This window comes from Thioalkalivibrio sp. ALE22 (genome assembly GCF_000381445.1).
Classification (GTDB): domain Bacteria; phylum Pseudomonadota; class Gammaproteobacteria; order Ectothiorhodospirales; family Ectothiorhodospiraceae; genus Thioalkalivibrio.
The window spans coordinates 40,711-64,132 of sequence record NZ_KB906505.1 but is presented as its reverse complement, the minus strand read 5'-3'; the positions used below and the strand labels follow the sequence as shown (position 1 = coordinate 64,132).

Sequence of the window (23,422 nt, the reverse complement as noted above, 5' to 3'; positions counted from 1 at the left end):
AGAGCGATTTACAGGAAGGTTCGAAGATGGGAAGGATGATTTGGGTGTGGACAGCGTGATCTGGCCAGCACCCTGACACTCCCGCACCCCTGCCACACCAGCTACGGCCAAACCCAATCCCTCTTCCTGTCTTCACATCTTCCTGTATACCGCTTTTGACCTTCACCCTCAGTGGCGGGAGCGGTCGGCGAGGTGGACGGGGATGGAGGCGAGCAGCGCGGCGAGGAACAGGAACAGGCAGAACAGGATGGCGTTGGCCAGCCCCAGCCAGGCCTGCAACAGCCCGATCCCGGCCAGTCCGAAGATCGCGGCCGCGCGCGCCGACAGGGCCCAGAACCCGAACCAGCGCCCGGCCTCGCGCACCGGCACCATCATCCCGACCAGCGCGCGCCCGGCCGACTGCGCCGACCCCAGGCACAGCCCGGCGACAATCCCCACGCCGAGGAACACGATCTGCGCCTCCACCGGCCGGCCCAGCAGTGCGCTCAGCCACTGCGCGATGGTCGTGGTGCCGAAGATCGCCAGCACCGCCAGCGCCCATAGCGCCAGGGTCAGCCGATAGATCCGCACCGGGCCGGCACGGTCCTGCAGGAAGCCGAAACCGATCGCCCCGATGATCGCGGTGACCTGGGTGATCACGAACATCGCGATGCGCACCGGCTCGTCCCACTGGATCACCTGCGAGCCGTAGATAAAGGTGAAGGAGATGATGATGTAGATCCCGGCCATCATGAAGAAGATGGACACATACAGCGCGCGCAGCTCACGGCGCTGCCCCAGCGTGACCAGCGCCTCGCGCACCCGCCGCCAGCCGAGCCCCAGCTGCATCCGCCGGCGCATCCGCCGACGCGTGCCGCGCTCCTTCAGGAACAGGAAGGTCGGGATCGCCGAGATCAGGAAAAACACCGCGGCAAACGGCCCCACCCAGCGAATACGCTCGAAGTTCTCGGCGCTGACCTCGCCCAGCAGGCCCAGGGCAAAGGCGGTGGCGATCAGCCCGCCGATATAGCCCATGCCCCAGCCCAGCCCCGAGATCCAGCCGAGCTTCTCCGGCGGCCCGAGGCTCGGCAGGAAGCTGGCGATGAAGGATTCGCCGATCGCATAGCCGAAGTTGGAGGCGATGATCAGCGCCATGCCGAACAGCACCAGCCCCGGCTCGACGAAATACAAAAGCCCCGTCGTCACCACCGTCAGGATCCACGAGGCCATCAGGAAGCGCTTGCGCGAGGCCGTTGCATCCATCACCGCCCCGGCGAACGGGGCCGCGATCACCACCATGGCGTAGCTGATCGCCAGCGCCAGGCTCCACAGCAGGTTGCCCAGGCGGTAGTCCGGGGCATCCCCGACGATGATGCGGGTAAACAGATCGCCGAAGATCACCGTGATGATCAGCAGCGTGTAGGCCTGGTTGGCGAAGTCGAACATCGCCCAGCCGAAGATCTCGCGGCGCGGGGCGGGGGCGTCCTCGGGGTGGCGCCGAATCAGCGGCATGCAGGCATCCTGGTGGGCGTGACGGCCGCCATGCTAACGCAGCTCGGGGAAACACTGATCCATGCTGCCCTCAGCGATCCCGGATCACCAGCGCGTCGCCATCGCGCTCGACCGCGAAGTGTTCGAGGAAGCTGCGCCCCAGACGCGAGCGCGGCAGGTCGCCGTCCGGCAGCACGATCGCGCTGACCCCCGCACGCCGCAGCCCCCCCACCTGGAGCTGGTCGATGCGCACCCGCTGGCCATGCCGTGTGCCGAGCTCGTCACGAAAGCGCACCGAGCGCCCCTGGTCGGGATCAATCCCGACGCGCCCGGCATCCGAAGCGCGCAGCAGCACGGAGTCGGCCTGCGGGTCGACCACCAGGGTCACCGCCGTGCCGTTCAGGCCAGCAGTAACGGCGTGATCCCCCCGCGAATCGCGGTGCACCCGAACCGCTCCAGCCTCCCCCGCCGAGGGATCCGGGCGTGCCGGCGCGGGCCGCGGCTGCACCCGCAGCTCGCGCTGCTCGCCGCGATACTCCACCAGGGCCATCCCGGGGCCGGTGCGCAGGACCCGCACGCCACCGGGCCCCGTATCCCCGGTCGACACCACCGCTCGCTCGTCGCCCACGGACACCACGGCACGTTCGCCGAACACCGCGTGCAGCCGAAGCTCCTCCGCGGCAACCCCCAGAGGCAGCCAGAGGGCCAGGAGCCCGACGAGCCAGAACCGGCGCCCCGTCAAAGCCCAGGCCGAAACCATTGCATGCGCTGTACGATCCATGGGCCGGTTATACCGGGTTCGGCTGAACGAAGCCCGAACGTCCGCAATGGCACCACGGACACACCACGGCCCGGGCCCGCGCGCCTGCTACCATCGGGGCATTCCCCTTCGCGTGGAGCTGCCGTGTCCCGCCAACCGTCTGACGATTCCGCCCGCCCCGGCCCGACCACCCATGTCGCGCTGCGGCATGCCTTTACCGTAACCGTACTGGTGATCGGGCTGTGGCTGATGCACATGAACCTGCGGGTCCTGCCGGAGGCCGGCGTGGTGGTGCTGTGGATCGCCGTGACCCTGCTGATCGCCCATGGCGGCTTCCGCCGTCATCGGGTACGGCGCGCGGCGTTCCTGCGCGGCTACCTGGAGCCCACCAGCCAGTGGCCCCGGCGCTTGCGCGGCGGCCCGTTGATGGCCCTGCGCCACCTGGTCATCGGTGCCCTGCTGGGCGGCCTGCTGCTGATCACACTCGCGCGCATCCCGACACAGGAGGTCTGGGCCGTTCTCCTCGTCGCCGGTTTCGTGCTGGTGATCGGCGAGGCCCTGTTCGCCCGACTGCTGCGGGGACATGCCCACCCCCGGTTCGCCCCGGAGCTGGCCCGCCGCGGGGCCCTGCGCCTCACCGGGCTCCTGCTGATCGTCGCCCTGCTGATCCTGGCCCTGCAGGCGCGCTATCCCGACCTGACCGGCGCCACACTGGAACAGGCGGTGTGGTTCCTGGTGCATCACGAGGCCGCGCGCAGTCACCTGCTGGAGGCCGGGCTGCAGCTCGCCGCGGCGCAGGACGGCCTGCGCCTGTGGCTGGGACAGCAGTGGTTCCCGCAGGGAGTGGAGTCCCTGCCGGCCCTGCTCGGCTGGCTGCTGGTGCTTGCGGAACAGGCCTTCCTCGCGGCCGGGTTCCTGCTGCTGGCCAACGGCCTGCTGCCGCTGCGACCGGCCACCGACACCCTGGGCGATCCGCGCAACGCGCCCGTGATCGAGTAGTCGGGTCCGGAGCCACCGACCCATGACCACGCCGGCAGCGCACACCACCTCCAGCTCAGCCCGCGCCGGCCTGTGGCTCTGCATGACCCTGCTGGCGAGTCTCGCCCTGCTCTGGCTCGCCAGTCAGCACGAGCCGCGCGACTGGGACGCGGACGGCGCGCTGACCCTGCAACTCGGCGAGCAGCGCTACCAGCTCGACCACCAGCGCCTCACCGCGCTCGAGCGCTACACGCTGGAGTGGCTGGAGGCCGGCGACACCGCCGCCCGCGAGCACTGGCAGACCCGCGTGGACGCGGAACTCGAGGCCCGCTTCGCCGCCCTCCATGACCGTGTCCCCGAGGTCGTGGACGGGTACTACTCCCTCGGCGCGGAATACACCCGGCTGTGGCAGCGCGGCGTACAGTGGCTGGGCGACGCCGAACCGGATGCCGGGGCCCGCATGCTGCGCGAACAGCTGCTACCGGACGCCCTCTGGGACGAACCCCTGCGGGAACTCGCGACTCGCGTCGAATGGGGGCTGGACGAACAGCAGCGCCAGGTCCGCGATGCCTGGCGCCTGGAGCTGACCAGCCGCCTGGCGGATGCCCGTATCCCCAACCTGCCACCCCGCACCACGGCCACCTCGGCCGCCGAGATCGAACGCGGCCACGCCCTGCATACGGCCCTGGACATCGACCTGGAGCGCTTCGATCAGCGCACCGGACTGGCCGCGACGGCCGCCGCCGGCAGCGGCCTGGCCACGCCCCTGATCGCCCGCGCCGTGCAGGCCCGGCTGGCCGCCCGCGCCACCCAGGCGGGGCTGGCCCGCAGCCTGGGGCGCGCCGGACGCGCCGGGGCCCTGGGCGCCGGGGTCTGCGCCTGGAGCGGACCGTTCTCGCTGGGCTGCGGCATCACGGCGGCCGGGGCCACCATCATCGGTGTCGACTGGCTGTTGCTGCGACTCGACGAGGCCCGCCATCGCGAGGATCTGGAAAAGGCCCTGCACGAGGCCCTGGACGTACTGGAGACCGAGACCCGCCAGGCGCTGCAGCAGGCGATCGCCGAGCGCGCGGAGGCCCGCCACGCGGCCAGTCGCAGCGCGGTGGAGAACACCTTCCAGCCCTGGCAATCGAGCCGGACACGCTGACCGGAACGCCACGCATCGACACGCCCCCTGCGGGGCCTCGCAATGACAGGGAAAGTGAGCACCGTCATCGCGAGGCGCATCGCGCCGTGGCGATCTCCCGGGGCAGCCCCGGCGCCGGCCTGGGCGGACGTCGGGGGGTCGTCCGGAGATGGCCACGGCCCCTGCGGGGCCTCGCCATGACGGGGAGTGGACACACTGGCGGCAGCGTCCCTGACGTTCGGCCTTACGCCCCTCCCCAAGACCACGGGGACCTGCCCATTGGGTTCAAATGGAACTTTACGACAGGGATTCTCGGCAGTTGGGCGGTGCTGCGTTACACTCCGCGCACCGTTTCCACGCGCCCGCGTAGGTCAACATGAACACGATCCCCACCCGCCACAAGACCGTCCCTGTCCGCGTCGGCAACGTCACCGTCGGTGGCAATTCCCCGGTGATGGTGCAGTCGATGACCAACACCGACACCGCCGATGCCCTGCGCACCGCCGTGCAGGTGGCGGAGCTGGCGCGCGCCGGCTCCGAGGTCGTGCGCATCACCGTCAATTCGGAGGACGCAGCCAGGGCCGTGCCGGAGATCCGCGAACGCCTGGATGCGATGGGACTGGAGGTGCCGCTGGTCGGGGACTTCCACTTCAACGGCCACAAGCTGCTGACCAAATACCCCGAGTGTGCCGAGGCGCTGGCCAAGCTGCGCATCAATCCCGGGAATGTCGGCCGCGGCTCGAAGCGCGACGCCCAGTACGCCGCGATGATCGAGACCGCGATCCGCTACGACAAGCCGGTGCGCATTGGCGTGAACTGGGGCAGCCTGGACCAGGCCCTGCTCGCGCGGATGATGGACGAGAACAGCCAGCGCGCCGAGCCGGCCGCGCCCGAGGCGGTGATGCAGGAGGCGCTGATCGCCTCGGCGCTGGAGAGCGCCGCCGAGGCCGAACGCATCGGCCTGCCGCATGACCGCATCATCCTCTCGGCCAAGGTCAGTGGTGTGCAGCCGCTGATCAGCGTCTACCAGGACCTGGCCGCGCGCTGCGACTACCCGCTGCACCTCGGGCTGACCGAGGCCGGCATGGGTGCGAAGGGCATCGTCGCCTCCACCGCCGCCCTGGCCGTGCTGCTGCAGCAGGGCATCGGCGACACCATCCGCATCTCGCTCACGCCGGAGCCCGGCGGCGACCGCACCCAGGAGGTCCTGGTCGCCCAGGAGATCCTGCAGAGCATGGGGCTGCGCAGCTTCCTGCCGTCGGTGGTCGCCTGCCCTGGCTGCGGCCGCACCTCCAGCGAGTACTTCCAGCACCTGGCGCAGGACATCCAGTCCTACATCCGCCAGCAGATGCCGAGCTGGAAGCAGCAGTACCCGGGCGTGGAGGAGATGACCGTCGCCGTGATGGGCTGCGTGGTCAACGGCCCCGGCGAGAGCAAGCACGCCAACATCGGCATCTCCCTGCCCGGCACCGGCGAGCAGCCGGTTGCCCCGGTCTACGAGGACGGCGAGAAGACCGTGACGCTCAAGGGCGAACGCATCGCCGAGGAATTTCAGGCCCGCGTCGAGGCCTACATCGAACGCCGCTACGGCTAGAAAAATCGATACTCACCACGAAGCACACGAAGCACACGAAGCACACGAAGGCACGAAGAAAAGCGATCGCACCACAGAGGGCACGGAGAACACAGAGAAATCCAAAGAAGGTTTGGATGGGGCTCAAACCCGCCGAGCACAGCGAAACGGTTCAACCCCCTATCGACCTTTCTCCGTGTTCTCTGTGCACTCTGCGGTGCAAAAGCCCTTGACCTTGATCTCCTTCGTGCCTTCGTGGGCTTCGTGGTGAAAAACCAACCCGCGCCGGACCGACGCGGGCGGTGGATCAGAAGTTGTAGGTGTAGCCGCCGACCAGCAGGTCCTGCGCGCCGCTCTCGTCGCGCGAGCCGTAGGTCAGCGAGAAGGTGCCAAAGTCGGTCGCGTGGGCCGCGCCCAGTTCCCAGAACACGGCATTGTCGTCATCGGCGGGACGATCCTGGCCCACCTCGGCGAAAAGCTCGGTACGCGGGGCCACCTCGAATGCCGTACCCGCGAAGAATTCCCGGCTGCCCCGGGCGTCGCGATCATGGGCATGGGCCAGGTAGTTCACCCCCGTGTACACCGGCCCCCAGTCCACCACCACAAAGGTCTCGCCCTCGTAGCGCTCGTCGAGCTCGGTGTAGTGAAAGTGCTCGTAGCCGAACTCGATACCCACCGAACCGACGTCGAAGCCGTAGCCAACGAACGGCACGATCTCGCTGCCGCGACCACTGCCAAGTGTGGAGGCCTGCACGCCGGTGAACACGCCATTATCAAAGCCCAGCTCGAAGCCGCCCTGCACCACCGGGTCGTTGTCGGACTTGGACGCACCGTCATCGATGTAGTCGGTGAACACGCCGATGTTGAATTCGGCCTCGGCGGCCTGGATAGTCGGGATGCCAAATGCGAACACCCCAGCCACGGCTGCGGCCAGCACGCCGCGCTGGAAGTTGCGATGGTTCATGTCGATTCCTCTTCTATCAAACGTTCTTTGCAGGCGTGTTGCCGGATTCTGTCTCCGGCAACACGGTTCGGGTTCCCCGGCATTCAGGCCGGCATGTGCGCGCTCAGCAGCCAGGCGGCCATACCGAAGTACACAGCCAGGCCGGTGAAATCCTTGATGGTGGTGATGAACGGGTCCGCGCCCGGTGCATGGTCCACCCCGATCTTCAGCAGCACCCACGGCAGCAGGAAGCCCAGGATCGAGGCGGTGAACACCGAGAAGAACAGCGCCGTGCCAACCACGAAACCCAGCTGCGGGATGTCATTCGGCGCACCCTGCCAGAAGTAGGCGATCGTCCCGGCGAGCACCGCCATGATTACCCCCATGGCCAGGCCCACGCCCCCCTCGCGCACCAGATGGTTGCGGAAGAAGCGACCCAGGTTGATATGCCCCAGGGCAAGCCCGCGGGCGAAGATCGTGGTCGACTGCGTGCCGACGTTGCCGCCCATGTCCATCACCAGCGGGATGAAGATGGCCAGCGCGACCACCGCCGCCAGGGTGTCCTCGAAGAAGTCGATCACCCCGCCCACGGCCAAGCCGCCGGCCAGCGTCACCATCAGGAAGGCCATGCGCACCTTGACCGCATAGCCAATTCCGCCGGAGGTCAGCTTCTCCGAGCGCACGACATCCTTGTGATGCAGCAGGTCACCGATCCCCGCCTTCTTGTAGAAGTCCTCCGAGGTGTCCTCCTCGAGAACATCCATTGCATCGTCAATGCGCAGCACACCCACCAGCACGCCATCGGCATCCACCACCGGCAGGTACGGCAGATCCGTGCGCTGCAGCAGGCGAGCGGCCTCCACCTTGTCACCGTCGGGCGTGGTGCAGAAGTCCTCCAGCTCGATCAGCTCGCCGACCGCCTGGTCGGGCTCCGCGCGGAACATGCGGCCCAGGCGCACCAGTCCCTTGTAGTGATGGTCGCGATCGGTAATCAGCAGCGCCGCCCCGACATCGTCCGGCATGTTGCGATCCCCACGCAGGCGGGCAGTGACCTCGGCAACGGTCTCTTCCGGGGTCACCCAGAACACCGGGCGCCGCATCACGCGGGCCACGGTGTCCTCGTCCTGCCGCCACAGGGCACGCACCTTGTCGCGCTTGGCCCCGGGCAGGGCATTCAGGAGATCGTCCGCCAGGGCCTTGCCCACCAGCGTCAAAGACCGCGCCAGCGTGTAAGCCGGCAGGGCCTGGACCAGCTCACGCGCCTCCGGCTCGGGCATGTGTTCGAACAGGACCGCCTGCTCTTCATCGTCCATCGCCAGGAAGATGGCGCGGCGCTCGTTGGTATCCACGCCCTCCAGAATCACCCAGCGCGAACGCGGGTCCAGCTCGGACAGGCGATTGGCGGTGATAGCCGGCACCGGATGGATCATCTCGTCGCGGGCAGCGCCCACGTCGCCGGCATGAATCATTTCCAGGATCTTGTCGTTCATTGCAATGCTCCTTGTGCTTAAAAAATAAAAACGCACGCGGGGCATCACAAAAGACAAAAGAATCCCGTGACCGCTGGTGGCGGTCTTTTACAAAACCCCCATCAGCGAGACGAACACACTTTTACTTTTTTCACTGCCCCGCAGTGAATTTCCGGGCTAGACCCGGGGTCGTCGTCTTCAGGCGCTGGCATGGCGGCCTCCTGCTGGGTGTTCATGGGTGTGATCCATATCCGTTACGCGCACAGCAATGCACGCACCGGCCCGGTATCCGGGCAGAGGCAGGACAAATCGAATGGCATGGGAGCCCAACCGCCGCGCACACGGGCGGGCGCAGGGACAGGCTTCGGGGCTGGGGAGGCGCCCGCGAGGGGCGTTAGGGGAAAGGCGTTCTGTCACCCCCCCGGAGTCACGCATATCGCTGACACCGGGGAGACACCACCGCATTACCGGGTGACGGGACCCCGCTGGCAACGATATGCACGCTCGTACCGGCCACCGGCCCGACGCTCATGCATCCATCGACAACAGTCCATTGACAGACCTCTGCTACTCAAGATGGGCGCGATTGTAGTTGCGCATATTCAATGGCGCAACCCGGAAAAGTAAAATTCTAGCCAGTCTTTTGTTCAAACCGCTGGATCAGCGCTTTCAGCTCGGCGGCCTCGGCCTGCATGCGGGCACTGGCGTCGCGCGCGTGCACCGAGACCGATCCGGTTTCGCTGGCCACATCACGGATGGAGGTGACGTTGCGGTTGATCTCCTCGGAGACCGCGCTTTGTTCTTCGACGGCCGTGGCGATCTGGGTATTCATCTCGGTGATCTGGGCCACGGCCTCGCGGATCGTGGTCAGCGAGTCGCCCGCCGCCTGCGCCTTTTCCACCCCGTCGGCGGCCTGCTCCTGACTGGCTCGCATCGCGGACATCGCCTCGCGCGCGCCACTTTGCAGGGTCTCGATCATGTTGCGGATGGTCACGGTGGACTCGTCGGTGCGCTGCGACAGCGAGCGCACCTCGTCGGCCACCACCGCGAAACCGCGGCCGTGCTCGCCGGCGCGCGCGGCCTCGATCGCGGCATTCAGCGCCAGCAGGTTGGTCTGCTCGGCGATCTCGCGGATCACGCTCAGGATCTTGTCGATCTCCTCGGTGCTGGCCTCGAGCTTGCCCAGCTTCTCGGCGGTGGATTCCACCTCCGCCGCCATGCGATTGATCACGGACACTGTACCGTTCACGACATCCTGCCCGGCGCCGGTCTCCTTCTCGGCGTTGTTGGCGGCCTCGGCCGCGCGCGCGGAATTGCTCGCCATCTCCTGGATGGTCGAGGTCATCTCGTTCATCGCGGTGGCGACCTGGTCGATCTCGTTTTGCTGGCGCTCCACGCCGGAGGCGGTCTGCTCCACGCTGCTGGCCATGGCATGGGCATCGTCGTTCACCGCGTCGGCCTTGTCCTCGATCCGGCCCAGCACGGTGCGCAGCTTCGCCTCGCCGAACTGCTGCACCAGCTCCAGCGAAGCGCTGTCATCGCGGCGCCCGGTGTAGATGGCCTCCATTACCGGGTTGTCGAACTGCTCCCGGGCTCGATTGACCGCCTGGCGGATACCGGACGTGAACGCCAGCGACGCGATGCCGCCGGCGGCAAAGATCAATACCAGCAGGCCCGCCTGCACGAGTGGCGAGGACGCCAGAAACACGACCGCCAGCGCCAACAGGAAGCCGACGATCCAGGTCCCGGCGAGGCGGCAGGTGAGGCCGTGGTACCAGCGCCGAGCGAAGCTCCGGCCCCGGTTGATCGCGGCATACACCTTCTCCGCACGGGCGACATGCTCGCGCTCGGGGATCGCCCGCACCGACTCGTAGCCGGTCTTGCAGCCGTGCTCGTAGGCGGGGGTCACGAAGGCGTCCACCCAGTAGTGATCCCCGTCCTTGCGGCGGTTCTTGACGATGCCCATCCAGGCCCGGTCAGCCTTCAGGGTCTCCCACATGTTCGCGTAGGCGGCCTCGGGCATATCCGGGTGGCGGACGATGTTATGGGCGGCACCCTCCAGTTCCTCGCAGACGAACCCGCTGACCTCGACGAAATCACTGTTGGCGTAGCGAATACGCCCCTTCTCGTCGGTGGCCGAAATCAGGTCACCGTGCTGATCAATCGAGTACTCCGTCTGGGTGACGGGCAGGTTCTTGCGCATGTCGTACGTCCTTTTGATTGTTCCACGGGCTCGGGGCCCGTGGGATCAGCCATACGCCGTGGCCAACCCCTCGCGAATGCTGCGGATTATGATCGCCTATATACGACCCTGTACATGTATCGACCATCCCGCGACAGACTTGAGCCACCACCCCGCGCCCCGCCCCGGGGAGTACTCAGGGGCCGACAGGACGCGCGGCCGCGGCCAGCACGCGGCGAAACCCCTCGAAGGCCACCGGGGTCAGGTCCAGATCGTGCGCACGCCGGTCGGCATAGACCATGCCCAGCACGCGGTCGCCGTCGCACAACCGGGCGACCAGACAGTCCACCCCGCCGGTCAGGCGGCGGACAGCCGCCGGCATCTCGTCATGGATGCGTCGGCGATCCCACCACTGGGCGGCGTCCTCCTCCAGGACCCGACCCAGCGGTCCGAGCGCGGACCGGTTGATCACGAAGTGGCTGAACTCCGGTTCGTGCAGGGTCCCGACCAGGTGCTCGGCGCGCAGGCTCTCGCCATCGCGGGACAGGCGGGCGAACACCACCCGGTTCAACCCCACGCCGAACTGCATCACTCGCAGCATCCGGCGTATCCGGGCCTCGCGATTCGTTTCCTGTTCGAGGGCGCGGAGCCCGGTCTCCAGCAGGTCGGCCCGCGGCATCAGGGCCAGGCGCGGGCGATAGCGCCCGCCCAGCCAGACGCGACCGGGGGTCTGCGGGTCCAGCGGCGGCCGCTGATAGACGGCGACATCCTCGTTGAAACGCTCGATGACCGCGCCCACGCGGTCCGCGGCCTCCTTGTCCGTCAGCCCCATCAGGCCGGCCAGCAGCCCGAGGTCGCGATCGCCGCGCGCGGTGTCCATGCCGCGGAAGACCTGCCAGGCCACGGCGCTCGCAACCATGACCTCATAGGCCCGGTGGTGGGCCGCGTTGACCGCACGCAGCGTGCCCTGCACCAGTTCCGGCAGGGCCATCTGCTCCGCCATGGCACGTGACAGGTCGTCCGTCGCATACCCCAGCGCGGCGTAGCTGGCCTCGTCCGGCAGGGCGCTGAGCTCCAGCATCTCCAGCAGCCGATCCAGGCGCGGCTCGCCCTCGGCCAGCAACGCCAGAAGGCCCAGCTGGTTCAGCAGGGCCGCCAGCGCCACCTCGCCGGGCTCGGTGTCGTGGCGCTTGTGCGCAATCTCGCCTGCGATCATTGCCGCCAGCCGCGACTGCGCCGCCAGCTCGCGATAGGCCTGGGGTCTTGTGACCACATCCGCGACGCGCGGGGCCTCGGCCGCCTCCCGGTGCACGTTCTCCAGGCCCAGCATGGAAATCGCGTCGCCCACCGCGTGCACCTCCTGGCGCAGACCGCGACGCGAGGCGTTGGCCCGCCGCACCAGGCGCAGGCTCAGGCCGGGATCGCGCTCGGCGTAGCGCGCCAGTTCGCGCAGGGAACGATTCACCAGGGCATCCGGGTCCGCAAACACCGCATCGCTGGCTTCGAGAATCGGCCATTCCAGCGCCGCCAGGCGCGCGGCCTCTTCCATGTAGGGCGCGTCCTTGTCCAGGGACATGCTGTACCTCGCGCAGGGGAGTCGTTATCGTAAAGCCCGTCAACTATAGCAACGCATGCGGGCGGATACCCTGTCCGGCATGGCGCTTCAGCAATGTGGGGTCGCGGTCCGTGAAGTATTTTCTGGGTATCGTCATCGTTTTTTCTTCGGTCTTCGGTGGATACTACTTTCATGGCGGCGACCTCCGGGTCATGTGGCAACCCTACGAGTACTGGATCATCGGGGGCGCGGCGCTCGGGGCATTTCTGATCGCCAACCCGCCCCGCGTCGTCTTCACCGTCTTCAAGTCCATCCCCAGCCTGATGAAGGGCAGCAAGTACAAGTCGGACGACTATCTCGACCTGCTGGCCATGATGTACAAGCTGTTCACCAAGGCCCGGAAAGAGGGCCTGATGGCGGTGGAAGCCGACATCGAGGAGCCGGAAGAAAGCGAGGTCTTCAAGGCCCATCCCCGGATCCTGCAGGATCACCACGCGATGGAGTTCATCACCGACTACATGCGCCTGATCATCTCCGGCAGCATGAACCCGCATGAACTCGATGCCCTGATGGACCTGGACCTCGAGACCCACCATGAGGAATCGCACAAGCCCGCCCATGCGGTTCACCGCGTGGCCGAGGCCCTCCCCGGCTTCGGTATCGTGGCGGCGGTCCTGGGCATCGTGATGACAATGGGCAAACTCGACGGCTCCATCGCGGAGATCGGCTCGAGCGTGGCGGCTGCCCTGGTCGGCTCGTTCCTCGGGATTCTGCTGGCCTACGGCTTTGCCGGGCCGACCTCGACCGCCCTCGAGTCCCGTGCCCAGGAGGAGGCCAAGTTCCTGCAGTGCATCAAGGCCTGCATCCTCGCCAATGTCCAGGGCTACAGCCCGCAGGTCGCGGTGGAGTTCGGTCGCAAGACCATGGAAAGCGCGATGCGCCCGAGCTTTACCGAACTGGAAGAGTACGTGAAGGGGGCCTGACGGCCTCCGGATCACTACCATGGGAGTCGAGGACAAGACCCAGCCGATCATCGTCAAGAAGAAGGTGGTCCAGGGCGGCCACCACGGCGGCGCGTGGAAGATCGCTTTCGCCGACTTCACGCTCGCGATGATGGGCTTCTTCCTGGTGATGTGGCTGCTTGTTGCGCTGGATGACGAGCAGCGCGCCGGGATCTCCGAGTACTTCCAGAACCCCTCCGCCTTCGTGGGCGAAGCCGCTGCGCCGGGCCAGGCGCCCGGCGACGGAACCGGCGTGGACCCATCAATCATCGACTTCGAGGGTATGCCGGAGCTCATCCAGGACCCGGAGGCCATGGAGGCCCCGACAGGGATCGATGAAGAAACCCTCGACGAGCTGGCCGAGGCGCGCGATCGCGAGGCCCTGGAGACCCTGCAGGAGGCGCTGGAGGAGGCCCTGGACCAGAGCCAGGCGCTGGAGCCCTTCAAGGACCAGCTGCTGCTGGATATCACGCCGGAGGGCCTGCGCATCCAGATCATCGATCGCGAAAACCGGCCGATGTTCGCCAGCGCCAGCGCGCGCCCGCTGGAGCACGCGGACGCGATCCTGCGCGAGCTGGCCAGCCTGATTAACAAGGTCCCCAACCGCGTCTCGATCACCGGACACACCGACGCCCGGGCCCTGCTGCGCCCGGACTACACCAACTGGGAGCTCTCGGCCGATCGCGCCAACGCCGCCCGCCGCGCCCTGATCGCCGGCGGCACCGAGCCCGACCAGATCGCCCGCGTGGTGGGGCTGGCCGCCAGCGTGCCCTTCAACCGCGACGATCCGGAGGCCGCGATCAACCGGCGGATCACCCTGATTGTGCTGAACCAGGAAGCGGAAGAGGCGATGTACCGCAGCCTGGAAAGCGAAGGGACCGCCCCGGAAACGCTCCGCGACAGCCCGGAACCCTCCGGCAACGGGGCCGGATAGCATGCAGCGGCACCACGACATCCCGCTCAACCTGATCACCGGGTTTCTCGGCGTCGGCAAGACCACCGCCATCCGCCACCTGCTCGCGCAGCGCCCGGAGGGCGAACACTGGGCCGTGCTGGTCAACGAGTTCGGCGAGACCGGGGTGGACGGCGGCCTGCTGGCCGATACCGGCGTGGCGCTGGAGGAGATCCCCGGCGGCTGCCTGTGCTGCGTCTCCGCGCAGATGTTCACCGTCGGGCTCAACCGACTGATCCGCAGCCAGCGCCCCGACCGCATCCTGATCGAACCCACGGGCCTCGGCCACCCGGCGCAGATTATCCGCACCCTGACCGAGCCGCCCTACGCCGGGGTACTGGACCTGCGCGCCACCGTCACCCTGATGGACGCCCGCCACCTGGCCTCGCCGCGCCACCGGGAGCACGCGAACTGGCGCGACCAGATCGCCCTGGCCGACGTGCTGCTGGCCAACAAGGCCGACCTCTACAGCGAGGCGGACCGCGAGGCGTTGCAGGCCTTCGTCGCGGCGATGCCGCCACCACGCCCGCTGGTCGTGGAGACCACCCAGGGCCGCATCGAACGCGACTGGCTGGACCGCCCGCGACTGGATCGGGGCGGCGCCCTGTTCCCGGAGGCCCGCGACTTTCTCGCGTCCACGAGCGCGGATGCGCACGCCGACCACGACCACGACCACGACCACGACCACCGGCATGATGACACCGCCCATGCAGCCGACGAGTGGGTCACCATCGACACCCGCGGTGACGGCTACATCGGCCGCAGCTGGCTGCTGCCCGAGGGACAGCTCATCGACCATGCCGCCCTCGCGGGCCTGGTCGCGGATTTCACCGGTGATCGACTGAAAGGCCTGGTCGAGACCGACCGCGGCTGGCACCGCCTTAACCGGGTGGACGGCCACGGCGCCCTGGAACCGATGACCGCCCCGGCGGCCCGGCTGCGCCCTCGCATCGAGGCCATCCTGCCGGAATCCGCGACCGCCACGCTGGACGACCTCGCCCGCCGCCTCGAAACCGCCGTCACGCCAAGTCGCTGATCGGTACCCGCTGGCCGCGCCCCGCCGCCTACAGACGTGGCAGCAGCCAGGCGGGTTCGAGGAAGAACAGGGCGGTAACCGCAGCACCGATCAGGGTCACCACCTGGCGGTAGCCCGACTCGGGCAGCCGGCGCACCAGGATGATCCCGATACGCGCGCCCAGGATCGCGCCCGCCCCGACCGCCAGCAGCCCGGTCGCCACCACCTGCCCGCCCGCGATGTAGACGGCCACCGCCATCAGCGTCAGCACCGAGGACAGAACATTCTTCAGGGCATTGGCCCGCGCCAGATCCGCGATGCCCTGGCCCCGCAGGATCGCCAGCAGCAGGATGCCGACGCCGCCGTTGAAATAACCCCCATAGGCACAGCCCAGCCCCGCCCCCAGGGCGCGCAGCGGCCCCGGATGCGGCCGCGCGGCCAGACGCCGCAGCCAGGGTCCCAGCGCAAACAGCAAGGTCGCGACCAGCAGCAGCCAGGGGATCAGGACACGGAAAGCGGCGTCTCCGGTCAGCAGCAAGGCGACCGCGCCAACGGCCCCGCCGAGCACGCCCGCCAGCAGCAGCCCCCCGGCCAGCCCCGGGCCGAGGTCGCGCCAGGCGGCGCGCAGCCCGTGCCGATCCGCCAGCACGCTGGCCAGATAGCCGGGCAACAGTGCCGCGGTCCCGGTGGCATTGGCGGCCACCGGCGGGACGCCCACACTCATCAGCGCCGGGAGGGTCAGGAAGCTGCCACCACCGGCCACCGCATTCAGCAAGCCGGCGAAAAAGCCGGCGGCCAGGAGCAGCAGCGCAACACCGGAGGGCGCGAGATCCATGCGGGGCGGGCAGAAGCGCGGCTCAGATCACCCGGCGGTCGCTGAACTCGGCGCGATAGAACCACTCGTTGCCCGGCAGCGAATTGGGGTTGGGGAACACGATAAACCCGGGTTCCGGCGCCCGCACCTCGGTCCCGTCGGCGCGGACGCCGATCAGGTCACCCGCCTCCAGCGGGTCGAAGCTCTTCCACTCGCGCGCAAACCGGTCCTCCGGGTGATCGCGGTCGATCACCTCGACCAGGCGCAGGACCTCCGGGTCATCCTGGCCCGGCGTGGCCGGCGCCGGCAGCATGCCCAGGTGCGCGAGGGTATTGATGATCGCGTTGTAGGCGACCAACGGGGCCTGCGGGTCGTCGTGCTGCCCGCACTCCAGGGTCACGCCATAGCCGCCCTGGCTGCGCATGTACTCGGTGGTCCCGACCCCGTAGCTGGGATCGGTGCTCAGGATCTGCGCCCGGTGGCTCGCGTTCGGGTTCTTCATCCGCGCCGCCACGCCCCGGGCATAGGTATCCAGCCAGCCCTCGACCATGCGCCGCGGGCCCAGGCAGGCCGCCAGTGCCTCTTCCTCGCGCGCCTGCGCGAAGCCTTCCAGCGGGCCTTCGTTATTGCGTGGGCCGAGCATGATGAACGGCTGCCCGCCGGTGTGAAACGAGTGCAGGTCCAGCAGCACGTCGTGCGCCGCCAGCAGCGGGCACAACACGTTGGCGATGCGGTCCTCGAAATCCTGCGGATCCTCGGTCACCCGGAGGTTGCGGTTCAGGTTGCGTTCGCCCATGCGCTGTCCGAGGTCATAGGCCAGCGGATTGGTGCGCGGCACCAGCGTCAGGCTGCCACGCAGCAGATCCCGTTCGCGCGCCTCCAGCTCGGCATGGACCCGCTCGGCGGCCTGGGTCCCGCAAGTCTCGTTGCCATGCACCGCGCCCAGTACGATCAGGCGCGGCCCCGGCTCCAGCCCGTGAAAGGTGATCGAACGCAGCGCAGTGGGACGGGAGGGATCGGCCATCGGGGAAACTCCGGGCAAGGGGTAACGGATATCCTGCGGCGCAAAGGCTACCGGAGCCATCCGTCCGGCGCCACGGGAAGGCCGTCAGTCCACCGGTAGCGCGCCATGCTCGGTCATCCAGCCCTGCAGCACGTCGAGTTCCAGCGGCCGGCTGTAGAGGTATCCCTGCCCCAGGGCGCAACCGCGTTCGTGCAGGAAGGCGGCCTGCTCGGCGGTCTCCACGCCCTCGGCGATGACCTGCATGTTCAGGTTGCGCCCCATGGCGATGATGGTGGCGGCAATCTCGCGATCGGCGCTCTCGCTGGCCACCCCGTCGACAAAGCTGCGGTCGATCTTCAGCACGTCCAGCGGATAGGTCCGCAGCGCGGCCAGCGAGGAATAACCGGTGCCGAAGTCGTCGATGGCCAGGCGCACGCCCAGCTCCTTCAGTGCCGCGAGCCGCGCGATGGCCTGCTCGCCCTGCTGCATGATCGCGGTCTCGGTGATCTCCAGTTCCAGCTGCACGGCGGGGAAGCCGGTCAGCGCCAGGATCTCCGCCACCCGGTTCACGAAATCGCCACGCTGCAGCTGCACCGGCGACAGATTGACCGCGAGACTGAAATCCGCGGCCCCCAGATCCAGCAGACGCTTGGCGGCGTCGCAGGCCTCGCGCAACACCCATTCGCCCAGCGCGACGATCAGGCCGGTGTCCTCGGCGATCGGGATGAACCGATCCGGCGGGATCATCGGCCCGTCCTCCGGCTGCCAACGCAGCAGCGCCTCCATGCCGAAGGGCTGTCCATCCTCCAGGCGGACCTGCGGCTGGAAGTGCAGGCGCAGCTCTCCGTTCTCGGTCTCCAGGGCCTGTCGCAGGCGGTTCTCGAGCTCCAGGCGTTCGTCCGCCGCGCGGGTCAGGGCCTGGGTGTAGACGCTCCAGGTCTGGCGCCCGGAGGCCTTGGCCTGGTACATGGCCGCATCGGCATGCTGGATCAGTTCCGTCACCGAGTCGCCATGCTCGGGGTAGAGGCTGATGCCAATGCTAGCGTTCAGGTACACCGAACGCCCATCGTCCAGCACCAGCGGGCGCTCCAGGCTGGCCAGCAGGTCGCGGGCACAACGGGCCACGGTCTCGTCACTGGCCGGATTCTCCGCCACGATCAGGAACTCGTCACCACCCAGGCGGCCCAGTGCGTGGGAGGGCCCGACCGCCTCGCGCAGCCGCCGCGCAACCTCCACCAGCACCCGGTCGCCGACCGGGTGGCCCATGGAGTCGTTGACGTTCTTGAAGCGGTCGAGATCCAGATTCAGCACCGCGACGCGATAGCCGTGGGCCCGGGCGCGTTCCAGCGCCTGGCCCAGGATTACCTGCAGCTGCGTACGGTTGGGCAGATCGGTCAGAGCATCATGCCGGGCCAGGTGCTGGAGCTCTTCCTCCGAGCGGCGCAACTCCGACATATCCGTCAACACCCCGGCGTAGTGCAGGGCCTGGCCCTGCTCGTCGTAGACGGTATTGAGGCTCAGCCATTGCGGGGCCACCTCGCTGTTGCGCCGGCGGTTCCAGATCTCGCCCTGCCAGTGCCCCTCATGATGGAGAGCGTCCCACATGCGCTGGAAGAACGCCGCATCGTGACGCCCGGACTGCAGGAAACTCGGGTTGCGCCCCAGCGCCTCCACCTCGGAAAAGCCGGTGATATCGACGAAGGCCGGGTTCACCGCAATGATCCGCGGGGTCAGGTCGGTGATGATGATCCCGTCCCGGGTACTCTCGAAGACCGCCGCCATGCGCCGCAGGCCCAGCAAGGCCTGACGCCGTTCCAGTGCGGCGCCCAGGCTGGAAGCCACGATGCGCGCCAGACTCTGGTCCGCCGCGGTCCAGCGTTGCGCGCGCCGCACTCGATCGAGGGCCAGGAAGCCGCGGTATTCGCCCTCCACGTACAGCGGGACCAGCAGGGCCGCCTGGCTTTGCGCGGCCTCCAGGATCTCGCGTTCGGCCTCCGGCAGCTCCCGGGTCAGCACCTCGACCGCACCGCCCCCCTGCAGGATCTCGTGCCAGCGCGGCAGGACCGATTCCAGACTCAGGTTGCGCAGCGGCGGCGGCCGCACTACCTGATCAGTGTCCGTGCGCACCCAGTAGTAGCGATGGATATCCAGGGCCTCGCGCACCGCATGGTCCAGCTCGGCCACCAGCACGTAGGCCCGATCGGCATGCGCCTCCTGCCCCAGTTCGGCCAGCAGCCGGTGGATTACGCTCGCGGGGTTGTCCTCGCGCAGCAACTCCACGGTTAGCTCGGCCGCGGTGCGCAGCGCCCGCTCGCGCTCGCCCAGCGCCTGCGACACGCGCAGCTTCTGTGCCGCCAGGCCGGCGATCTGGGTGAACTCGTCGATCAGCACGCGCTCGCCGGCATGCGGACCGCGGGCCCCCGCTACATAGATCCCCAGCGTGCCCAGCACGCTGCCATCGGCATCGCGGAAGGGGAACGACCAGCAGGCCCGGAACCCCGCGCCATGCGCGAGATCGCAGAACCCGACCCAGTTGGGGTGGGCACTGCAATCCTCGATGATCACCGGCTCGCCGCTCCAGGCGGCCTCGCCGCAGGAACCCAGACCCTGCTCGGCGCGGATGCGGCGGGTGGCGCTGCGCAACGGATCCGGCACCCGCGGGGCTGCCACACCGTGCAGCTCCCGGGTGTCGCCGTCCAGCAGCATGATGCACCCGTGCAGCTCCGGGGCCAGGGCCTCCAGCCCCTTGACCACGTCCTCCAGCAGGCGCGGGTCACGCTCGCCGGTGGCCAGGCGCCCGAGCACGTTCGCGCGGACCTCCTGGATCCGCTGGTCCAGGACCCGCCGGGTCACGTCCACCAGGCTGCCGGACAACCCGATCGGCCGCCCCTCGGCATCCAGATTGGCCTGGCCACGCAGCTCCAGCCAGCAAAGGGACCCATCCGCCGTGCGCAGGCGGATCTCGGTCTCCAGCCGTCCGTCGTCGGACTCCGCGGCACGGGCCAGCAGCCGCGCCGCCATCGCGCGATCCTCCAGTGGCATGAAGGCCAGCATCTCTTCGCCGAGCGCGGACTCCACCGCATGACCGGTGATCGCCGTCCAGGCGGGATTCAGGAAGCGCCAGCAACCGGCGGCATCGGTCTCGAAGACGATGTCGCCGGCGCGCTCGATCACCTCGCGGTACCGGCGCTCGGAGGCCGCCAGGGCGGCCTGTTCCCGGCGCAGGCGGGCGCGCGTATGGACCTGGTCCAGCAGCACCGGGAGCATCTTCAGATACCCCTCGCGCTTGACCGCGTAGTCGTCCACGCCCATGCGCAGGGCGCGGGCCGCCAGGTCCTCGGTGCCCTGCCCGGTCACCAGAACGGTGGGGAGATCCAGCCCGCGTTCCTCGCGCACCAGCCGCGCCAGCTCCAGGCCGTCGAACCCCGGCAGGCGGTAGTCCACCAGCAGCAGGTCGAAGCCGACAGCGCCGGTTGCATCCGGCGTCAGCGCCGCCAGGGCCTCCTCCGCGGTGTGCACCGTCTCCAGCTGGATGTGGGGGGCGGTATGCGCGAGCTCGCGGCGCGTCAGCCCCACATCGAAGGCATTATGCTCGGCATACAGCACCCGCAGCGGCTCGTGCCCGTTGGCCACGCTCAGTTCCCGGCGAGCACGGGCATCGACCACGCGCGCCGGCAGACGCTCCAGGTAGTCATCGGACTTGGTCAGGTAGTCGTCGGCACCGGCCCGGAAAGCCGCGACCACGGTCTCCTGTTCGCCGTGGCCCGTCAGCACCAGCACCGCCTCGTCGCGCCCGGCGGCCTGCAGCTCGCCGATCAGTTCGAGGCCGCTCCCGTCCGGCAGGCGCAGGTCCTCCACCACACAGTCGAATCCCGCAGCGCCGGCCAGCGCGCCCCGGGCCTCGGCCAGCGACGCCGCCAGGTGCACCTCGGCACCCGGCACCTCGCGCTCCAGCACCCGGCGCTGCAGATCGGCATCCGCCGGGTTGTCTTCCACGAGCAGGATTCGCATCAGGTCTCTTTCGGGGGCAGCCGCATGTTCAACTCGGCGGGTGATTGAGCAGGCACCAGTACAGCTCCACCTGCTCGGCGACATCGACAAACTTGGCGAAGTCCACCGGCTTGACGATGTAGGAATTGGCCCCGCAGTCGTAGGCGGTCGCGATGTCGCGATCCTCGCTGGAGGAGGTCAGCATGACCACCGGAATGCGGCGGAAACGCTCGTGTTCGCGGATCCGGCGCAGCACCTCCAGCCCGTCCACCTTGGGCAGCTTGATATCCAGCAGGATCACCGCCGGCAGCGCCAGTTCGCCCCGCTCCCAGCACTCGAGGAACGCCAGGGCCTCCACTCCATCGCGCGCGATCTCCAGGGGGTTGGTGAGGTTGCGCCGCTCGAAGGCGCGCCGCATCAGGTCGATATCCACCGGGTTGTCCTCGACCACCAGGATGGACGGTTGACGCGCGGCCGTGCTCATCGCGGGAACTCCACGTGGAAGCGGGCACCCGCGCCCGGCGTACCCTCGGCGCGGATCTCCCCGCCCAGGCGGTTGACCGCTCGCCGCACGAGCGCAAGGCCGACACCGGTTCCCGGGTAGGCCTCGGCGCGGTTCAGGCGCTGGAAGATATCGAAGATGCGATCCTGAAACGCCATGTCGAAGCCGATCCCGTTATCCTGTACCGAGATCCCGAGTGTAGCGCTGCGGGATTCGGCCTGCACCGTCACCTGCGGTGTCTCGCGCTCGGCACTGAACTTGAAGGCATTTTCCAGCAGATTGCGCAGGATTAGCGCAACGCCATCGGGGTCGCTCTGGAACACCAGATCGGGATCGATCTCCAGCGTCACCTCGGCGCGGCTGCGCAGCTTCGGGTCCACCGACTCGAGCACCTCCTCCACCAGCGCGCGCACACGAACCTCCCGTTCCTCCAGCGGCCGGCGCTCCATACGTGAATAGGCCAGCAGATCGGAGATCAACTCGTTCATCTGCGCCACGCCCTGGCGGATGTTGCGCACGAACGTACGCCCCTCGCCCTCCAGCTGCTCGCCGTAGTCCGCCTCCAGTAGCTGGCTGTAGCCCTCGATTCCGCGCAACGGGGCCTTCAGGTCGTGCGAGACCGCGTAGGAGAACGATTCCAGTTCCTGGTTCAGGGCCTGCAGAGCCGCCGTGCGCTCCGTCACCCGCTGTTCCAGCGTGGCATTCAGGTCGCGCAGTTCCAGTTCGCTGCGCTTGAGTTCGGTGACCTCCAGCACCGTGCCCTGCACGTAGTGCATGCCGTCGGCCCGCTCGAGCGGGGCCTCCATGGTGATGCTGAACCACGCCTCCGCGCGAACCTCCGGGCGCGCCTTCAGCAACAGCCGCCGCGGCCCGGGATGTCCGCCGGCGATCAGCGTTTCCATGGCATCGGAAAAGCTCTTCCCGTCCGCGGAGTCGAGATCGAAGAAATCCCGGGCGAAGGCCTCCAGCGTCGGGGTGCCATAGCGGGCATCGCACCCGAGCAGGGCATACAGCCGATCCGACCACCACAGCTCGCGGGTCTCCAGCATGAACTCCCAACTGCCCAGCCCCGCATGGCGTTCCGCCTGGCTCAATCGGTCCACCTGGCGCGCCAGCGCCGCCTCGGCCTGCTTGCGCGCCTCGATGTTGCGCAGAGTCACCAGCAGCAGCCGCTCGCCGGCGATTTCGGTGGCCTGCAGGTTGGCCTCCACCCAGAAGCCGTGGCCGTCGCGGTGGCGCGCCCGCCACTCGAAGACCAGTTGTTCGCCGCGCCGGGCGCGCTCCATCAGCGCCTTCTGACGCTGTACGTCGTAGCCGCCTTCGTCCGCGCTCAGGTCATCCACGCTGCAGGCGAGCAGTTCGGCCCGGCTGTAGCCGTACATTCGCTCGGCGGCGGCATTCACCCCGATCAGGGCCTCGGTATCCAGGTCCTGCAGCAGGATCGCCTCCTGAATGTTGTCGAAGATCGCGCGGAAGCGGGTCTCCGAGTCGCGCAGGTCCCGCTCGGCGCGCACGCGTTCGCTCACATCCAGCAGCAGGCCGTGGATGCGCGTCACCCGCCCGGCCTCATCGCGGGTCAGCCAGGTCCGGTCTTCCAGCCAGACCCAGCTGCCCTCACCGCTGCGCAGGCGGTAGAGCTGGGTATAGCGATCCGGGCCGTGCTCCATGTGCGCGGCCACATCCGCCACGATGCGGTCGATGTCCTCGGGGTGAATCAGCTCGGCGTAGGTCACGTCGCCCTGCAGCAGGGCATGGCGATCGATCCCCCAGCGGGCGATGTTCGGTGACACGAAGGTGACCGGCCAGCCGGGCGTGGTCGCCCATTCAATCGCGACCACCGGCGAGCGCTCGACAATCGCGGTCAGCCGACGCGCCTCGCGCGAGGCGCGGTCGCGCGCCCGCAGCGGGTAATACACCAGCAGGAACAGGCCCGCGGCGGTGACCGTCACGTAGCCCCATCCCTTCAGGGTCTGTAACTGCGCCAGCAAGGCCACATCGTCGACCATCAGCAGCAGGGCGCGGTCGGACAGTCCGATCCATGCCAGCCCGAAGACCAGATACACCACGGCAATGATGGCCGCGGTCCGCC

General features: G+C 68.4%; 17 protein-coding genes. 6 read left to right on the top strand and 11 right to left on the bottom strand.

Annotated features, from left to right (window positions below; translation table 11 throughout):
• Positions 1-168: 168 nt before the first annotated feature.
• Both F793_RS0108330 and F793_RS0108325 read right to left on the bottom strand, forming a co-directional pair.
• Positions 169-1,491, bottom strand: coding sequence for an MFS transporter (locus F793_RS0108330; RefSeq protein WP_018882298.1), 1,323 nt, complete (start codon positions 1,489-1,491; stop codon positions 169-171).
• Between the two features lie 70 nt (positions 1,492-1,561).
• Positions 1,562-2,230 carry a TIGR02281 family clan AA aspartic protease gene (locus F793_RS0108325; protein WP_018877934.1) on the bottom strand — a complete coding sequence of 223 codons (669 nt, stop codon included), beginning with the start codon at positions 2,228-2,230 and terminating at the stop codon, positions 1,562-1,564.
• A gap of 201 nt (positions 2,231-2,431) precedes the next feature.
• Here F793_RS0108325 and F793_RS0108320 point away from each other — a divergent pair, with 201 nt between their 5' ends.
• The 3 genes from F793_RS0108320 (at position 2,432) to ispG (ending at position 5,928) form a co-directional block, all read left to right on the top strand.
• Positions 2,432-3,229: a hypothetical protein gene (locus tag F793_RS0108320; RefSeq protein WP_369772369.1), complete on the top strand. Its 798-nt coding sequence runs from the start codon at positions 2,432-2,434 to the stop codon at positions 3,227-3,229.
• Positions 3,230-3,251: 22 nt separating this feature from the next.
• Positions 3,252-4,355 carry a hypothetical protein gene (locus tag F793_RS0108315; protein WP_018882295.1) on the top strand — a complete coding sequence of 368 codons (1,104 nt, stop codon included), beginning with the start codon at positions 3,252-3,254 and terminating at the stop codon, positions 4,353-4,355.
• Positions 4,356-4,710: 355 nt separating this feature from the next.
• Positions 4,711-5,928 (top strand): flavodoxin-dependent (E)-4-hydroxy-3-methylbut-2-enyl-diphosphate synthase, encoded by a 1,218-nt coding sequence (gene ispG / locus F793_RS0108310; protein WP_018882294.1) that lies wholly within the window; start codon positions 4,711-4,713, stop codon positions 5,926-5,928.
• A 286-nt stretch (positions 5,929-6,214) separates the two neighbouring features.
• On the opposite strand, the gene F793_RS0108305 is transcribed toward ispG, so the two are convergent.
• From F793_RS0108305 to F793_RS0108290, 4 genes are all read right to left on the bottom strand, one after another.
• A complete protein-coding gene (locus F793_RS0108305) occupies positions 6,215-6,871 on the bottom strand; it encodes a TorF family putative porin (protein WP_018877930.1) in 657 nt (218 codons plus the stop codon).
• Positions 6,872-6,954: 83 nt separating this feature from the next.
• On the bottom strand, positions 6,955-8,340 hold the full coding sequence (gene mgtE / locus F793_RS0108300; RefSeq protein ID WP_018882293.1) for a magnesium transporter: 1,386 nt from the start codon (positions 8,338-8,340) through the stop codon (positions 6,955-6,957).
• 610 nt (positions 8,341-8,950) lie between these two features.
• A complete protein-coding gene (locus F793_RS0108295) occupies positions 8,951-10,522 on the bottom strand; it encodes a PAS domain-containing methyl-accepting chemotaxis protein (protein WP_018882292.1) in 1,572 nt (523 codons plus the stop codon).
• 175 nt (positions 10,523-10,697) lie between these two features.
• Complete coding sequence (locus F793_RS0108290) at positions 10,698-12,077, bottom strand: HDOD domain-containing protein (RefSeq protein ID WP_018882291.1); 1,380 nt, start codon at positions 12,075-12,077, stop codon at positions 10,698-10,700.
• A 110-nt stretch (positions 12,078-12,187) separates the two neighbouring features.
• Between F793_RS0108290 and motA the strand changes: the two genes are divergently transcribed.
• The 3 genes from motA to F793_RS0108275 are packed head-to-tail and all read left to right on the top strand — an operon-like array spanning position 12,188 to position 15,045.
• The gene (gene motA, locus F793_RS0108285; protein ID WP_018866481.1) at positions 12,188-13,039 is read left to right on the top strand and encodes a flagellar motor stator protein MotA; all 852 of its coding nucleotides are present in this window, start codon (positions 12,188-12,190) and stop codon (positions 13,037-13,039) included.
• A 19-nt stretch (positions 13,040-13,058) separates the two neighbouring features.
• On the top strand, positions 13,059-13,991 hold the full coding sequence (motB, locus tag F793_RS0108280; RefSeq protein ID WP_018882290.1) for a flagellar motor protein MotB: 933 nt from the start codon (positions 13,059-13,061) through the stop codon (positions 13,989-13,991).
• Position 13,992: 1 nt separating this feature from the next.
• Positions 13,993-15,045, top strand: coding sequence for a GTP-binding protein (locus F793_RS0108275; protein WP_018882289.1), 1,053 nt, complete (start codon positions 13,993-13,995; stop codon positions 15,043-15,045).
• Positions 15,046-15,073: 28 nt separating this feature from the next.
• Here the strand turns inward: F793_RS0108275 and F793_RS0108270 are convergent, their stop codons facing one another.
• The 5 genes from F793_RS0108270 to F793_RS0108250 form a co-directional block, all read right to left on the bottom strand.
• Positions 15,074-15,859 (bottom strand): sulfite exporter TauE/SafE family protein, encoded by a 786-nt coding sequence (locus F793_RS0108270; RefSeq protein ID WP_018882288.1) that lies wholly within the window; start codon positions 15,857-15,859, stop codon positions 15,074-15,076.
• Between the two features lie 22 nt (positions 15,860-15,881).
• Positions 15,882-16,862 (bottom strand): M14 family metallopeptidase, encoded by a 981-nt coding sequence (locus F793_RS0108265; protein ID WP_018879614.1) that lies wholly within the window; start codon positions 16,860-16,862, stop codon positions 15,882-15,884.
• 84 nt (positions 16,863-16,946) lie between these two features.
• Positions 16,947-20,852, bottom strand: coding sequence for an EAL domain-containing protein (locus F793_RS0108260; RefSeq protein WP_018882287.1), 3,906 nt, complete (start codon positions 20,850-20,852; stop codon positions 16,947-16,949).
• Positions 20,853-20,880: 28 nt separating this feature from the next.
• Positions 20,881-21,315 (bottom strand): response regulator, encoded by a 435-nt coding sequence (locus F793_RS0108255; RefSeq protein WP_018866475.1) that lies wholly within the window; start codon positions 21,313-21,315, stop codon positions 20,881-20,883.
• On the bottom strand, positions 21,312-23,399 hold the full coding sequence (locus F793_RS0108250; protein WP_018882286.1) for a PAS domain S-box protein: 2,088 nt from the start codon (positions 23,397-23,399) through the stop codon (positions 21,312-21,314). The genes F793_RS0108255 and F793_RS0108250 overlap by 4 nt, the downstream gene beginning before the upstream one ends.
• Between the last annotated feature and the right edge of the window lie 23 nt (positions 23,400-23,422).

Excerpts from the sequence above, each read along its gene's own strand:
- F793_RS0108330 (WP_018882298.1), bottom strand. The coding sequence starts at position 1,491 with ATGCCGCTGATTCGGCGCCACCCCGAGGACGCCCCCGCCCCGCGCCGC.
- F793_RS0108325 (WP_018877934.1), bottom strand. The coding sequence starts at position 2,230 with ATGGTTTCGGCCTGGGCTTTGACGGGGCGCCGGTTCTGGCTCGTCGGG.
- F793_RS0108315 (WP_018882295.1), top strand. The coding sequence starts at position 3,252 with ATGACCACGCCGGCAGCGCACACCACCTCCAGCTCAGCCCGCGCCGGC.
- ispG (WP_018882294.1), top strand. The coding sequence starts at position 4,711 with ATGAACACGATCCCCACCCGCCACAAGACCGTCCCTGTCCGCGTCGGC.
- F793_RS0108305 (WP_018877930.1), bottom strand. The coding sequence starts at position 6,871 with ATGAACCATCGCAACTTCCAGCGCGGCGTGCTGGCCGCAGCCGTGGCT.
- mgtE (WP_018882293.1), bottom strand. The coding sequence starts at position 8,340 with ATGAACGACAAGATCCTGGAAATGATTCATGCCGGCGACGTGGGCGCT.
- F793_RS0108295 (WP_018882292.1), bottom strand. The coding sequence starts at position 10,522 with ATGCGCAAGAACCTGCCCGTCACCCAGACGGAGTACTCGATTGATCAG.
- F793_RS0108290 (WP_018882291.1), bottom strand. The coding sequence starts at position 12,077 with ATGTCCCTGGACAAGGACGCGCCCTACATGGAAGAGGCCGCGCGCCTG.
- motB (WP_018882290.1), top strand. The coding sequence starts at position 13,059 with ATGGGAGTCGAGGACAAGACCCAGCCGATCATCGTCAAGAAGAAGGTG.
- F793_RS0108275 (WP_018882289.1), top strand. The coding sequence starts at position 13,993 with ATGCAGCGGCACCACGACATCCCGCTCAACCTGATCACCGGGTTTCTC.
- F793_RS0108270 (WP_018882288.1), bottom strand. The coding sequence starts at position 15,859 with ATGGATCTCGCGCCCTCCGGTGTTGCGCTGCTGCTCCTGGCCGCCGGC.
- F793_RS0108265 (WP_018879614.1), bottom strand. The coding sequence starts at position 16,862 with ATGGCCGATCCCTCCCGTCCCACTGCGCTGCGTTCGATCACCTTTCAC.
- F793_RS0108260 (WP_018882287.1), bottom strand. The coding sequence starts at position 20,852 with ATGCGAATCCTGCTCGTGGAAGACAACCCGGCGGATGCCGATCTGCAG.
- F793_RS0108255 (WP_018866475.1), bottom strand. The coding sequence starts at position 21,315 with ATGAGCACGGCCGCGCGTCAACCGTCCATCCTGGTGGTCGAGGACAAC.